This is a genomic window from Ruegeria sp. YTSC199, from assembly GCF_059609725.1.
The window spans coordinates 110,061-124,859 of record NZ_JBXWMF010000015.1 but is presented as its reverse complement, the minus strand read 5'-3'; the positions used below and the strand labels follow the sequence as shown (position 1 = coordinate 124,859).

General features: G+C 59.4%; 11 protein-coding genes and 1 tRNA gene. 3 read left to right on the top strand and 9 right to left on the bottom strand.

Annotation, left to right across the window (positions count from 1 at the left end; translation table 11 throughout):
* Positions 1-2: 2 nt before the first annotated feature.
* Positions 3-77, top strand: a tRNA-Asn gene (locus AC2FEE_RS15515).
* Positions 78-84: 7 nt separating this feature from the next.
* Here the strand turns inward: AC2FEE_RS15515 and AC2FEE_RS15510 are convergent.
* From AC2FEE_RS15510 to zwf, 4 genes are all read right to left on the bottom strand, one after another.
* Entirely contained in the window at positions 85-1,716 is a 1,632-nt protein-coding gene (locus tag AC2FEE_RS15510; protein ID WP_496866228.1) for a long-chain-fatty-acid--CoA ligase, read from the bottom strand.
* Between the two features lie 181 nt (positions 1,717-1,897).
* Entirely contained in the window at positions 1,898-3,508 is a 1,611-nt protein-coding gene (gene pgi / locus AC2FEE_RS15505) for a glucose-6-phosphate isomerase (protein ID WP_496866227.1), read from the bottom strand.
* A gap of 5 nt (positions 3,509-3,513) precedes the next feature.
* Positions 3,514-4,185: a 6-phosphogluconolactonase gene (gene pgl / locus AC2FEE_RS15500; protein WP_496866226.1), complete on the bottom strand. Its 672-nt coding sequence runs from the start codon at positions 4,183-4,185 to the stop codon at positions 3,514-3,516.
* Positions 4,182-5,630: a glucose-6-phosphate dehydrogenase gene (gene zwf / locus AC2FEE_RS15495; protein WP_496866225.1), complete on the bottom strand. Its 1,449-nt coding sequence runs from the start codon at positions 5,628-5,630 to the stop codon at positions 4,182-4,184. Before zwf ends, pgl begins: the two co-directional genes overlap by 4 nt.
* Positions 5,631-5,793: 163 nt before the next feature.
* Here zwf and AC2FEE_RS15490 point away from each other — a divergent pair, with 163 nt between their 5' ends.
* Complete coding sequence (locus AC2FEE_RS15490) at positions 5,794-6,747, top strand: radical SAM protein (protein WP_496866224.1); 954 nt, start codon at positions 5,794-5,796, stop codon at positions 6,745-6,747.
* On the opposite strand, the gene AC2FEE_RS15485 is transcribed toward AC2FEE_RS15490, so the two are convergent.
* On the bottom strand, positions 6,748-7,443 hold the full coding sequence (locus AC2FEE_RS15485; protein ID WP_496866223.1) for a lipid-binding SYLF domain-containing protein: 696 nt from the start codon (positions 7,441-7,443) through the stop codon (positions 6,748-6,750).
* Between the two features lie 105 nt (positions 7,444-7,548).
* A complete protein-coding gene (locus AC2FEE_RS15480) occupies positions 7,549-7,818 on the bottom strand; it encodes an usg protein (protein WP_170711841.1) in 270 nt (89 codons plus the stop codon).
* 194 nt (positions 7,819-8,012) lie between these two features.
* Between AC2FEE_RS15480 and gyrA the strand changes: the two genes are divergently transcribed.
* Positions 8,013-10,748, top strand: coding sequence for a DNA gyrase subunit A (gyrA, locus tag AC2FEE_RS15475; protein ID WP_496866222.1), 2,736 nt, complete (start codon positions 8,013-8,015; stop codon positions 10,746-10,748).
* Positions 10,749-10,795: 47 nt separating this feature from the next.
* On the opposite strand, the gene AC2FEE_RS15470 is transcribed toward gyrA, so the two are convergent.
* The 3 genes from AC2FEE_RS15470 to ctaA form a co-directional block, all read right to left on the bottom strand.
* On the bottom strand, positions 10,796-12,046 hold the full coding sequence (locus AC2FEE_RS15470) for a DsbA family protein (RefSeq protein ID WP_496866221.1): 1,251 nt from the start codon (positions 12,044-12,046) through the stop codon (positions 10,796-10,798).
* 79 nt (positions 12,047-12,125) lie between these two features.
* Positions 12,126-13,595 carry a carboxypeptidase M32 gene (locus tag AC2FEE_RS15465; RefSeq protein ID WP_496866220.1) on the bottom strand — a complete coding sequence of 490 codons (1,470 nt, stop codon included), beginning with the start codon at positions 13,593-13,595 and terminating at the stop codon, positions 12,126-12,128.
* 5 nt (positions 13,596-13,600) lie between these two features.
* Complete coding sequence (gene ctaA, locus AC2FEE_RS15460; RefSeq protein ID WP_496866219.1) at positions 13,601-14,746, bottom strand: heme A synthase; 1,146 nt, start codon at positions 14,744-14,746, stop codon at positions 13,601-13,603.
* Positions 14,747-14,799: the final 53 nt, after the last annotated feature.

The window sequence follows — 14,799 nt, the reverse complement described above, 5'->3', positions numbered from 1 at the left end:
GTTCCGGCGTAGCTCAGCGGTAGAGCAGTTGACTGTTAATCAATTGGTCGTAGGTTCGATCCCTACCGCCGGAGCCATATCCCCCTATTTAGAAGCACCACCCGTCAAGGCGTTCTCGAAATCTGCTCGCAGATTTCGTTTCAGAACCTTGCCGGTGGCGTTCAGCGGCAAGGCATCGACGAACACCACTTTATCCGGCACCTGCCAGTTGGCGGTCTTACCATCGTAAAACGACAATATCTCTTCTTCGGTCGGCTCTTCACCTTCGGCTTTGACCGCGACCAACAAGGGTCGCTCGTCCCATTTCGGATGCGGCACGCCAACCACGGCAGCAGTCGCCAGTTTGGGGTGCGCAACGGCGATGTTTTCCAGCTCGACCGAACTGATCCACTCGCCCCCGGATTTGATGATGTCCTTCGAACGATCGCGGATTGTCATGTATCCATCCGGGTCCAGCGTGGCCACATCTCCGGTGGCGAACCAGCCATCCTGCAACAGTTCCTGATCCTGCATCTGGAAGTAGCTGTCCAGCACCCAGTACCCGCGCACCAGAAGATCGCCCTGAGTTTCACCGTCATGCGGGAGGTCATTGCCGTCGTCATCCACGATCTTCAACTCGACGCCGTAACACGGCCGCCCCTGGCTTTCCCTGAGTCTGTGCTGCTCATCCAGCGGCAGGTTTCGATGTTTGGCCAAGGGCTGGTTTGCGGTGCCCAGCGGGCTCATCTCACTCATGCCCCAGGCGTGAACGGTGTCGACACCGTAGCTTTCGCGGAAGGTTTCGATCATCGACGGCGGACAAGCGGCCCCACCGATGACCGTGCGTTCGAGGCTATCAAGCATAGTGCCTGACTGCGCGGCATAGGCCAGCAACCCCTGCCAGATCGTCGGCACACCCAGGGCCAGGGTGACTCCGTATGTATCGATCAGCTTTACCAAAGCCTCACCATGCAGATCCGGCCCCGGCAGCACCATGCGCGAGCCCGACATGGCACAGGCATAGGGTGAGCCCCAGGCATTCACATGGAACATCGGTACCACGGGCATCACAACATCCATTGCCGAGAACCCGATCACGTCGCGGGTGTTCGATCCGAAACTGTGCAACACGGTCGAGCGGTGCGAATACAGCACCCCCTTAGGGTTCCCTGTCGTGCCGGATGTATAACACAAGCTGGACGCGGTGTTTTCATCGAAGCTGGGCCATTCAAAGCCCGCATCTCCGGTTTCGATCAGGTCGTCATAAAATTGGACGCCGGGGATCTGGGCAACCGCGTCTTCATTCCGCGGCCCCATCAGAACGAAGTGTTGAACTTCGGTCAGATGCTCCTGCAACGCAGCAACCAGCGGGATGAAGGTTGCGTCAAAGAACAGCACCCGATCCTGCGCATGGTTGATGATATAGGTGAGTTGCTCTGGGAACAGGCGTGGGTTGACCGTGTGGCAGACTAACCCTGCGCCCGACGTGGCAAAATAGACTTCCAGGTGCCGACGGTTATTCCAGGCCAAGGTCCCGACCCGGGCCTGCGGCCCTAGCCCCAGCGAGGTCAACGCCGAGGCCAGTTTTCGCGCGTTTTTCGCAACTTCTGCCCAGTTAGTCTCGGTCACCGAACCGTCAGTTTCAACCGAGTAGATCTCGGTCTGACCATGGTATTTGTCGGCGTGATTGATCAGCGACGAAATCAGCAAAGGCTGCGTCATCATCTGTCCCAGCATGGGCGTCCTCCCTTTGGTTGCCCCGCTTCTGTTTGGCGGAACCATTTGTTGCCCGCGCCGGAGATTCCGAATGCCCAGGCGTTAAGGCTCTTGCTTGGGAGGAAATCCTGCCAATCATTTATTTTTCTGACAACAAAAGAATGCAGCCTTCCGCAGCGACAGGCTGCGAGATTACCCTTACCTAATCCCGGTGGCGTAGGGCGTAGGCGACCAGCGCGGCGGTTGAGCCATCCTTGCCGTCCGTGCTTTCCTCACCGTCCACAATCGGGCCAAGCGAGGTCGCCAGTTCCTTACCCAACTCTACCCCCCACTGGTCAAACGAGTTGATCCCCAGCAGCACCCCTTCGACAAAGACGCGGTGTTCGTAAAGTGCAATGATCTGGCCCAGCACAAAAGGCGTCAGTTTCGGATAGATCAGGGTCGTGGACGGCCGATTTCCCGGGAACACGCGGTGACGGGCCTGACGTTCCAACTCGTCGCCTTGCAGGCCCTTGTCGGCCATGCGCTGCCGCGCCTCATCCAGCGACCGGCCGCGCATTAGCGCTTCGGACTGGGCCAGGCAATTGGCCAGAAGCAATCGGTGGTGGTGTGCCAGTTCGGGCTCATGTCCTTCGGCGGCGACCATGAACTCACAGGGGATTACGTCGGTTCCCTGATGGATCAGTTGATAAAACGCGTGCTGGCCGTTGGTGCCGGGCTCGCCCCAGACCACCGGGCCAGAAGGCAAGGTAAGCGAGCTGCCATCCATGGCAACGGATTTGCCGTTCGATTCCATCTCGAGCTGCTGGAAGTAGGCCGGCAGGCGCAGCAAACGCTGATCATAAGGCAGAACCGCGCGGCTGGTGTGGCCCAGAACCTGCCGGTGCCAGATGCCGACCAGCGCCAGTATTACCGGCATGTTCTCGACCCAGTTCGCGGCGCGGAAATGCACGTCCATCGCCTGCCCACCGCGCAGGAAGGCGTCAAAGGCGTTCGAGCCAACAGCGATCATCACCGGCAGGCCCACCGGACCCCAGACCGAGTAACGCCCTCCGACCCAATCGGCAAAGCCGAACACGCGATCTTCGGGGATGCCGAAGGCTTCGGTCTTGTCCACCGCGCTGGACACGGCGGCAAACTGCTTGGACGGATCACCGCCGCCATCAACCATCCAGGCTCGCGCGGTGCGGGCGTTGGTCATGGTCTCGATAGTGGTAAAGGTCTTGGACGCCACGATCACCAGCGTCCGCATCGGATCAAGTTGACACAATGTATCGGCGATATGGGCGCCATCTACATTGGACACATAGTGCAGCCTTGGTCCGTCGTGATACGGAGACAGCGCATGGGTCGCCATCACCGGGCCCAGATCGGAACCGCCAATGCCGATGTTCACCACGTCGGTGAAACTGCCCCCTGCGCCGGTGATCGCGCCGCCGCGCACCTCTTCGGCGAAGACCCGCATCCGCTGCAGTGTGTCCAGCACGTCTGGCATCACATCCAGACCGTCAACAGCGACCGGACCACCGTCCAAGTTACGCAATGCCGTGTGCAACACCGCGCGCCCTTCGGTTTCGTTGATCTTTGCCCCAGAGAACATGGCTTCGCGCCGCTCGGCCAGCCCGGCCGCGTCGCATAACTGGATCAGAGCATCCCGGATCTCTGCATCGATTTGGGTTTTCGAGTAGTCGAACAACAGATCACCGGTCGAGGTCGAAAACACCCCGGCCCGGTTTGCATCCTTGCCGAACTGATCGAGGATGGTCTGGTCTTTCCGTTCGTTGGCTAAGGCGGTGATTTTGTCCAGTTGCATCGCGTTTACTCCGCCCAGTGAACTGTCATGCCGCCTAGGACCGCCGAAATGGGCGCCTCTTCCGGCGGCAAGGACATGGCCTGTTCCAGCGCGTCCCGCTTGGCCGCACCAAAGATAATCAGGTGTTTCGACAAGGCGCCTTCCAGAACCGGAGCAGTCAGAGTGATCCGGGGCTCGGGCTGCACATCGGTCCGCGCAACCGCCAGCGGGGGCGCGTGACTGTCAAGCGCGGCCTCAAGCCCATCCATGCCTGGGAACAGAGACGCGGTATGCATGTCCTCGCCCATGCCTAGAACCAACACCGACAATGGGCGGATCGGCGCTATCAGGCTTTCGAGTTCCGGCAGTACGTCCTCGGGCTCTTCGCCGGGCACGTAAAGAGGGATGTATTGCGCCGATGAGGCGCGGTTGGTCAGCAGCCGCTCGCGGATAAGGCGTTCGTTCGAACGCTCATGGTCGCCAGGTACGCAGCGTTCATCAGTGGGCAGAACTCGCACCCGGTCCCATTCTAAGTCTGCAGCGCACAATACGTCAAAAACCGGGCCGGGCGTGGTGCCCCCCGGAACCGCCATCGAGACCACGTCATGATGCAGCAAGGCTGATTCCAGTTCGCCCGCCAACTCATTTGCAACGTCGATAGCCAGCATATCCCTGTCGGCGTATTCCTGTAGTTTCATGGGTTTATCCCTTGCCAGCGGCGACCGTCTCGTTTCATCAGCAGCTCGGCGTCGCCCGGGCCGGTGCTGCCACATTCATAGGGTTTGGGGACATCCCCGCGCGCCTGCCAGCCCGCGATGATCGGGTCGGTCCAGGCCCAGGCGGCCTCGACCTCGTCGCCGCGCATGAACAGGGTCTGGTTGCCGCGGATCACGTCCATCACTAGCCGCTCATAAGCGTCCGGCGGGTCCTGGTTTTCCGACCCCAGCGCTTCGGCAAAACTCATGTCCAGAGGCACGTCGACCAGACGCATCCCCCCCGGGCCCGGCTCTTTGATCGTCACCTTCAGCGTGATGCCTTCGTTCGGCTGCAGCCGGATCGACAATACGTTGGCGTGCCGCCCGGCATCCTCACCAAAGATCGAATGCGGCGCGTCCTTGAACATCACATTGATAACCGAGGACCGCGCCACCAGTCGCTTGCCGGTCCGCAAGTAGAACGGAGTCCCCGCCCACCGCCAATTGCTGACATGCGCCTTAAGCGCGACATAGCTTTCTGTCGTCGAGCGCGGATTACCCACAACCTCACGATAGCTGGGGCCGTCGCCTTCGAACTGGCCGCGCACAATGTGATGCGGCTCGACCGGGTCCAGCGCGCGTATAACTTTCAGCTTTTCATCCCGCACCGCGTCCGGGTCGAATTTGGCCGGAGGCTCCATCGCGATCAGGCAGAGCAGCTGCATCAGGTGGTTCTGCATCATGTCGCGCATGGCACCCGCGCGATCATAGTATTCCTCGCGCCCGTCAATGCCAACGGACTCGGCCACCGTGATCTGGATGTGATCGACATACTGGCTGTTCCAGAGCGGCTCGAACAGCATATTGCCAAACCGCACGGCCATCAGGTTCTGAACAGTTTCCTTGCCCAGGTAGTGATCAATCCGGTAAATTTGCCCTTCGGAAAAATGTTTGGCCAGCGTCGCATTCAAGGATCGGGCACTTTCCAGATCGTGACCAAATGGCTTTTCCACAACAATCCTTGTCTGTTGCGTCGCCAGCCTGTGCGATTTGATGCTTTCCGCCAAAGGACCAAACAAGCGCGGCCCGACCGAGAAATAGAAGGCCCGCACCCGGTCGACGGTCAGTTTTGCCGCCAGCACGTCCCACCCTTCATCCGACAGCGCATCCAGCGGCACATAGTCGACACGTTGAAGAAAAGAATTCAGCGCACCGACATCCTGACATTGCCGGGGCGCATGACTGCGCAACGATTCGGCGACGATGTCCCGGAACGCATCCCGGTCATAAACGGCACGGGCGGCACCGATGATCTGCACGTTATCCGGCCATTGCCCTGCACAAAACCTCCGGAACAGTGCCGGAAGGATCTTGCGCTGTGCAAGATCGCCGGTACTGCCGAAAATGACCAGATCGAACGGGTCAACGGGTATGACACGAGAAACCATGTGTTTTCCCTACCTTACCCCTGCGGACATGTCTAATGTTAGCGCAATCATTTTTGTATTTTTTTCGCTCATCAAAACTCTGTCAGGTGCGGCGCGATACCCTTAACTAACCGGTTCTGAAAGGCTAAGTCACTTCTTGGACAGCACAGAACCGGATACCGGAATGAAAGACAACGCCCTTCAGAGCGCCAATATCGGCAAGTTTCAGGACAAATTGGTGACAGCTGACGGGCAAACGCGGGCATCCGTTGCGCTCAGCAATCCGGAAACGCTTTGGTTCAACACCGGAACCCTGTGCAACATCGAATGCCTCAACTGCTATATCGAAAGCAGCCCGACCAATGACGCGCTGGTCTATATCACCGCCGATGAGGTGCGGGATTACCTGGACCAGATCGAAGCCCGTAACTGGCCGGTTCGCGAGATCGGGTTCACCGGCGGTGAGCCGTTCATGAATCCTGACATGATTGCCATGACCCACGCCGCGCTGGATCGTGGCTACGACGTGTTGATCCTGACAAACGCAATGCAGCCGATGATGCGCCGCAAGATGCGCGAGGGTCTGCTGAACCTGCAACGTGACTTTGGCGACAAGCTGACGCTGCGGATTTCGGTCGATCATTACCGTCCCGAATTACATGACGAAGAACGCGGCAAAGGCAGCTTCGCCAAAACCCTGGTTGGAATGGAATGGCTGCGTGACAATGGCTTCAACATGACCGTCGCCGGACGCACCGTCTGGGGCGACACCGATGCCGAAAGCCGTGCCGGGTATGCGGCGTTTTTCAAGGAACACAGCTTGGACATCGACGCGCAAAACCCCGGTCAAACTGTCCTGTTCCCTGAGATGGACGAGGCCGTCGAGGTTCCTGAAATCACCACCGCCTGCTGGGGCATTTTGAACAAGTCACCCGATGCGGTGATGTGCGCCAGTGCCCGAATGGTCGTGAAACGCAAGGGCGCAGACCGGCCGGCAGTTCTGGCTTGCACCCTGCTGCCTTACGCGCCTGAGTTCGAGATGGGTCATACTCTGGCCGAGGCCGAAGCAGATGTGCACCTGAACCACCCGCATTGCGCCAAATTCTGCGTTCTGGGCGGAGCAAGCTGCTCGGGTTGATCAATTCAGTTCGGGGGATTTCCAGAACTTCGTGCCGGACGCTCCGGCCGAGACCCGCCAGCCTTTCTTGCCCAACACAAAGAACGAGCGACCATCAGTGAACCGCACGGTTTCTCCGCTGCGGTCTTCGCCATACATGGCCCCGGTTTCTGCGGTCGCGTCGTAGCCTTGTTCAATGAATTTTCCCAGATCAGCCTGGGCTTCGAACAGGATCACGAATTTGGTCTCGAACCCACCGATGCCCACCGCCGCGCCAACGCCGCCTGTCCCCATGTTCATATAGGTGTGTTGACCTGTGTCTCTTGATACCGCCACCCCGCGCCCGTACCCGGCCGAGACCGGGAAAACTGTGACCTTGCGCGAGTCGAACACCGCATAGCCTGCGCTGATGCCGAACAATTCGTCCGCCTCGGGGTTTTCCGCCAAAAGCTGGGTCAGTACCTCGCTGGCCATCAGGTCCAACTTGGCGCGGGTCTCTTCCGGCGTGGCCTCGTTCGTCACCAGATCGGCGGTCGAGTTGACGGTCTCGCCGACGACTTCAGCGCCTTTTCCCACGGTGTCACCCACCGCTTCGGCCCCGTGCCCGATGGCATCGGCCGCGTTTTCCGCACCTTTTTTGATTTTGCCCAGAACGCCCTCGGAAGCGGCAGGTCCGCCGATCAACAAAGCGGCAGCAAGAAACAATACTCGGGACATTAAGCGATTCCGTATGTGACCAACAATTTGGCCGACACCATAACCCAAGCACCAAAAAAAATAATGCGTCTCAATCGTTACTAGCCAAAAAACATGACCTGATACTCAATTTACCCTGAATTCACCCACCATGTTGCGCCATTCTCCGGGTGCGATCATCTTGCGGTGCGTGAACCGGACCGAATGCAGCGGACCTTCAATCTCGCGCTGCCAGAAGTCGATGAAATCGAACAGTTTCGGATGGTCCGGCGCCAGATCGTAATCCTGCCAGATGAACGTGTTCAGAACATGGATGTAGTCGGGCATGTGGTAAAAGAATTCCGCCGTCGTCAGCCCGTACCCCTTGAGCATCAATTCGGTTTCGCTTTGCTCCATGCAGACCTCCAATCTTGTTGCAAGGTCTCTTCATGGTAACACAAAAACCCCCTAATCCTTAGTTAACAATATGTTACTCTGGTGTTACCGGTGTTTTTCGCGATCAAAAGGCTTGCTTGCTTGCACCTTATGTGCCGGGTCTGATAAGGTACATCCACAAGATATAGACCCAGAACAATACACGGGCAGTTTACGTGAGCGATACGCCAGATACTCCTGAAAACATGGATGAAACCCCGCCCGAGCGCCCCGTTTACGACGGCCCGACGGTGTCTATCGAATCCGAGATGCGCACGTCCTATCTGGACTATGCCATGTCGGTCATCGTGTCCCGCGCGATCCCCGATCTGCGCGATGGTCTGAAGCCGGTGCACCGACGCATCCTTTATGCGATGCATGAAACCGGGAATACCCACGACAAGGCGTACCGCAAGTCGGCCCGTCCGGTCGGCGATGTGATGGGCAAGTATCACCCGCACGGTGACAGCGCGATCTATGACGCGCTGGTGCGGATGGCGCAGGATTTCTCGATGTCGCTGCCGTTGCTGGATGGTCAGGGCAACTTTGGTTCGATGGACGGCGATAACCCAGCCGCCATGCGCTACACCGAAGTACGGATGGACAAACCCGCAAGCGCCCTGCTGGCCGACATCGAAAAAGAGACGGTCGATTTTCAGGACAACTATGACGGCAAAGATCGGGAGCCGACCGTTCTACCCGCCCGCTTTCCGAACATGCTGGTCAACGGTGCCGGTGGTATCGCCGTAGGTATGGCGACCAATATCCCGCCACACAACCTGGGTGAAGTGGTCGATGCGACACTGGCGCTGATCGACGATCCAGACCTGACCTCGGAACAGCTAATCGAATATGTCCCCGGCCCGGACTTCCCGACTGGCGGTGTAATGCTGGGCCGTTCTGGCGCGCGTAAAGCATATCTGGAGGGTCGCGGAAGCGTCATCATCCGTTCCAAGACACGTGTCGAAGAGATCCGTAAGGACCGCTATGCCATTGTCGTGGATGAGATCCCCTATCAGGTGAACAAGGCCGCAATGATCGAAAAGATCGCCGAGGCAGTACGCGAGAAACGCATCGAAGGCGTGTCGCACGTGCAGGATGAATCTGACCGCAACGGTGTACGAGTAGTGGTCGAACTAAAGCGGGACGCCACGCCTGAGGTGGTTCTGAACCAATTGTTCCGCTTCTCGCCGATGCAGACGTCCTTTGGCTGCAATATGCTGGCGCTGAACGGAGGACGGCCCGAACAACTGACCCTGCGCCGGTTCCTGACATCCTTCATCGACTTTCGTGAAGATGTTGTCGCCCGTCGCACCGCCTACGACCTGCGCAAGGCACGCGAACGCAGCCACATCCTGTGTGGTTTGGCTGTGGCCGTCTCGAACGTGGACGAAGTGGTTGCCACCATCCGGTCGTCGGCAGACGCCGCCGAGGCGCGCGAAAAGCTGATGACACGCCGTTGGCCCGCGGCAGAGATCGAAGGCTATCTGCGCCTGATCGACGACCCTCTGTCCAAGATGAACGACGACGGCACCTATAACCTGACCGAAGTTCAGGCCCGCGCCATCCTAGACTTGCGCTTGCAGCGTCTGACCCAAATTGGCGTTAAAGAGGTCACGGACGAATTGGAGGAACTGGCCGCCAAGATCAAGGAATACCTTGATATTCTGTCTTCGCGCGAGCGCATCATGTCGATCATCGGCGATGAACTGCGAAGCGTCCGTGAACAGTTCGCTGTGCCGCGTCGTACCGAGATCGTCGACTGGTCAGGCGACATGGAAGACGAGGACCTGATCGAGCGCGAGGATATGGTCGTGACCGTGACTTCCGGCGGTTACATCAAGCGCACACCGCTGGCCGATTTCCGCGCGCAGAAACGTGGAGGCAAAGGCCTGTCTGGGATGCAGACCAAGGAAGAGGACGTAGTTACCAACCTCTTCGTGGCGAACACGCATACCCAACTGCTGTTCTTCACTACCGAAGGCATGGTCTACAAGCTCAAAACCTGGCGCCTGCCGCAGTCCAGCCGGACCGGAAAGGGCAAGGCGATCGTCAACATCCTGCCGATTCCGACCGGGGTTTCCATCGCTGCGATCATGCCGGTGGATGTCCCGGATGAAGAGTGGGAGAACCTGCAGATCGTCTTCGCCACCAGCGCGGGCGATGTGCGGCGCAACCGTCTGTCAGACTTCACCAACGTCCGTCGCAACGGCAAGATCGCAATGAAGCTGCCAGAGGATGTGGAACTGGTAAACGCCCGCATCTGTTCCGAGGATGAAGACGTGATGCTGGTCACCAATTCCGGCCGCGCGATCCGCTTCCGGACCACAGATGTGCGCGTCTTCAACTCGCGCGAATCCACCGGTGTGCGCGGCATCAGGCTGACCAATGGCGATCGCGTTGTTTCGATGTCGGTGATCCGTCACTTTGAGGCCGCGCCGGATGAACGTGCCGCCTATCTGAAGATGCGCCGTGCCGTTGCAGGCATCGCCGATGATGGTGAGACCGATGAGGATGAAGCAACCCCCGGCTCCATCACGCAAGAACGCTATGCCGAAATGTCGGCCGCCGAAAACCTGATCCTGACGATCACGACTGGCGGTTCGGGCAAGCTCAGTTCCAGCCACGATTATCCGGTTCGCGGGCGCGGTGGTATGGGCGTCGCGGCGATGGACAAGGGGATGCGTGGCGGAGCGCTTGTGGCCTCGTTCCCGGTTGAGATCGACGACCAGATTATGCTTGCCACTTCCAAGGGTCAGTCGATCCGGGTTCCGGTCGATGGCATCTCGTTCCGATCCCGCAATGCGGGCGGTGTGAAGGTGTTCAACACCGGCAAGGGCGAAGAGGTCGTCAGCGTCGCCTGGATCGCAGATCAGGGCGATGAGGACGACGACGAACAAACCCCGGAATAAGTTAAAAAAGGCGCTGCACCAAACTGCAGCGCCTTCTTCTTTGCCCTTTAACCCTTGCACAATAGATCAGAGATCACCCATAAGCGGTCTTGCCCCCAGATGCTCTGCCCTTTGAGGCGGAAGCCAGGCACGCCCCACAGGCCGATTTCCTGCAAGCGATTCTGGTTGGCCTCGACCCGATTGCGCCAGGTGGACGACCCTAATTCCGCTTTCGCTTCGTCCCAATCCAGACATGCAACTTTCGTGATTCTGGCCAGACCATCATCCGTGGCGGCATCTATCCCGCGCGACCACACAGACGTCATGAAAGCCGAGCAATACTCGGCCAATCGCCCATGCGCCTCTGCGTAGTCCATCAAGGCGTAGCCACGCTCAACCGCCGCCCCCAAAGGATCGGAAATACACCCAAATGGGATACCCAATCGCCACGCCTCGCGGGTGCAATCATGAAGGATGTATGAGGACTTCGCCGGTGGTACCGGTAGGCCGCGCATCAGCATGGGCAGCACAGGCCTAAGGACCAGATTTGCCTGACCGCTGCGGGCAAGGTTGCGAACACGGTCAAATGCCAGATAGGAGTAAGGGCTACGGAAAGAGAAAAAGAACTCGATTTCTTCACCCTTTGCGATTTGTGGCTCTGAGGCAATATCGGGCACAATCGGCTTGGACTTTTCACCCAACCCCAAGTCCTGCAGCCTGGCTTCCAGATAGTGCAGCCGGTCGAGTCCCCAATAGCTCTCGCCCCCATAGGCAAAACACCCACCTTGGTAATGCCCCACCGCGGCAAGGACCTGATCACCCGCTTTCTTTGCAGGCACCGGGTCTGCCTCTGGCCCGTCCGGAAGTGGCACGCCTGTCCACAATGCCTGTGTCACGGCCTGTGCTTTCGGACCAAAGTCATCTCTACCCAGCACTCCGGCCAATATTCTTTCAGCTTTTGCAACGACCTGAGAATCGGTTTCGGAAAGCGATGGCTGGACAAGACCAAGGCGATTGGCCAAACGCATGACATCGCGAACTGCATTGCGCCGGTATTCCTCGGGCGCGGGAACCATGTCCTGCGGCGGACCGGAAATCAGGTAAGGCTGAAGGCTGATGCTGTATCTGCTTTCAAGCTGCTGCAACACTTGCACCGTCAGTAAACTGTAGGGGTCTGATACATCATGGAAATACCGGACGACATGAGGTCGTCGGGCCAGCCTCCGTTTGATCTCCTGCACATAGCGGCGAGAGGTCAGGAGGCCGCGGCTGGTCAGTGCCGTCGCGGCTTGGGTCTTAAGTTTGCGACTGAATGACAAGAGCCCCTCCGGCAACGGTTACGGAGCACTGTAACGGCTGCGGCAGGAACACCCATGCCGCAACACAGGAACGTGACGGCTACAGATCGTAGAGCCTGCCGAACTTGTCCTCGAGATAGCTGAGCAGCGGCTCCGGACCCGGCTCCATACCACTGGCGCGCTGGATGGTGTCGCGCGGGGCGTACAGCCCGCCGTGACGCTGCAGGTTTTCCCGCAACCAATCGGTTGCACCGGATGTATCTCCTTCGGCCAGTTGCCTATCCAGATCCGGTACCGCTGCGCGCAAGGCCTGATAAAGGCACCCGGCATAGACATTGCCCAGCGAATAGGTCGGGAAGTAGCCAAACAGCCCGACCGACCAGTGCACATCCTGCAGGCACCCGTTTGAGGGCTTGTCGACCGCATATCCGAAATCGGCCTTGAACCGGTCGTTCCACGCAGCCTCAAGGTCACTGACCTGCAAGTCTCCGGCCATCAACGCGCGCTCCAGATCAAAGCGCAGCATGATGTGCAGGTTGTACTGCACCTCATCCGCCTCGGTGCGGATATAGCCGTTGTGGACACCATTCACCGTGGCATAGAAGGCGTCGGCATCCGTGATCCCAAAATCTCCGAAAGTCTCCACCATTTGACCGTAGAGCCAGCCGGTAAATGCGCGCGAGCGGCCCAGCTGGTTCTCGTAGATCCGGCTCTGGCTTTCATGCACGCCCATCGACACGCCCTGCCCCAATGGTGTCAGCGCATAGGCCGGGTTGATGCCCTGTTCATAGGCGGCGTGGCCCACCTCGTGAATGGTCGAGTAGAAACAGTTGAACGGGTCGATCTCGCTGGTGCGGGTGGTGATGCGCACGTCCAACCCGCTGCCTGAACTGAACGGGTGCACGGCCTTATCCACGCGGCCGGTGTTCAGGTCATAACCGAAGGTGGTCGCCAATTTCTGCGACAGATGCATCTGCGCCAGTTCGTCGAACGTTCCGGTCAATGCTTGCGGCGCTGGTTTGTCCAGAACTGCCGCGCGCAGGGCGACCAGACGCGGACGCATCTGGTGAAAAATCTCGGCAATCTGTGTGCCCGTTGTGTAGGGTTCATAATCCTCGACCATGGCGTCGTAGACATCACCACCCTGTGCCAACGCCGCGCCTTCCTCGCGTTTCAGGTCAACGACCTCTTGCAGCACGGGCAGGAATGCAGCCACGTCTTCCTCGGCGCGGGCCCGTGCCCAGCTGCCTTGCGCGGCAGAGGTCACGCGCGCGATCGCCTTGGCCAGTTCGGCGGGCACTTTGACCGTCCGCTCATAAGACCGGCGGATGTCACGCAGTTGGGCGCGAGCCACATCGTCTTGTGGGTCGGCCTGCTCCAGCCAGTCGGCCACGCGCGGGTCAGAGCGGCGGGCGTGCAGCACCGCCTCGATCGCGGCCATCTCTTCGGCGCGCTGCGGGGCCGCGCCGCGTGGCATCACCGTTTCCTGATCCCAGCCCAACCGCCCGGCAATCTGCCCGAGGGCCGAAGTTTCGCGCTGAAAGGCCATCAGGTCGTCATAGGCGGTCATAGGGGTCAGGCTCCGCGGATTGAAGTGGCGATTGGGTATGCAGTCAGGAACCGCGCACGCAGGATCAGCGTCCAGACAACGACGGCCATGAACTGGTGGATGATGGCAAGCTGCCACGGGGCGGCGTAGACGACGGTCAGGATGCCGATAACCACCTGCAGCGACAGCGCCGCAAAGGCTGCGTTGAAGGCAAACCGTGTCTGTGGGTGCGCGCTGGTGCTGCCGCGCCGCCAGACAATGATGGCGAAGATGAACAGCAGGTATCCCGCGCATCGGTGGATGAACTGCACCAGACCCGGACTTTCAAAGAAGTTGCGCCACATCGGTTCCAGCATCGTCGCATCAGGCGGCAACAACTGCCCGCCGATCAGCGGCCAGTCGGTGTAAGACCGCCCTGCGTCGATCCCGGCGACCAGTGCGCCGATGAGGATTTGCAAAAAGGCGAAATGCATGAGTCCGGTCGACAACGAAAACAGCTTTGCCTCTTTCGCGCGGCGGGCCTGCATCAGGTCGCGTTCCTCGCGGCCCAGCTCAAAGATATACCAGGCAAGGAAGCCAAGGATCACGAAGGCCAGCCCCAGATGTACCGCCAGGCGATAACTGGCGACGGCGGTCATGCCCTCGCCCTGTGTCACGCCCGAGGCGACCATCCACCAGCCTACGGCCCCCTGCACACCGCCCAGAACGCCGGGGATCAGTAGCTTGCCGGTCCAGCCCGTAGGAATTTTCCTCGCCACGAGGAAGCCAAGGAAGCCAAGCGCCCAGACCAGCCCGATCACACGGCCCAGTTGGCGGTGGCCCCATTCCCACCAGTATATCGATTTGAAATCACTTAGCTCCATCCACTGGTTCTGGATGCGCCATTGGTCGATCTGCTTGTACTTGTCGAACTCCGCCTGCCAATCGACCTCGGTCATTGGCGGGATGGCCCCGGTGACCGGGCGCCATTCGGTGATCGACAACCCGCTGTCGGTCAGGCGTGTCAGGCCACCAACGGCAATCATCACGACGACCAGCGCAAACAGGATCATTAGCCAGACGCGGATTGCGCCGCGCGCACCACCGCGGCCCCTGTCGATCATGCCGGGTTGCACCGCCTGTTGTTTCTCGGCGTCCGAGACCTCTTCGAAGATGCTGCGCTTACCGCTCATGCCGTCCTCATGTCCTGAATTTCGTCGCAAGCTAGGGCCTGAGTGGAGATAGG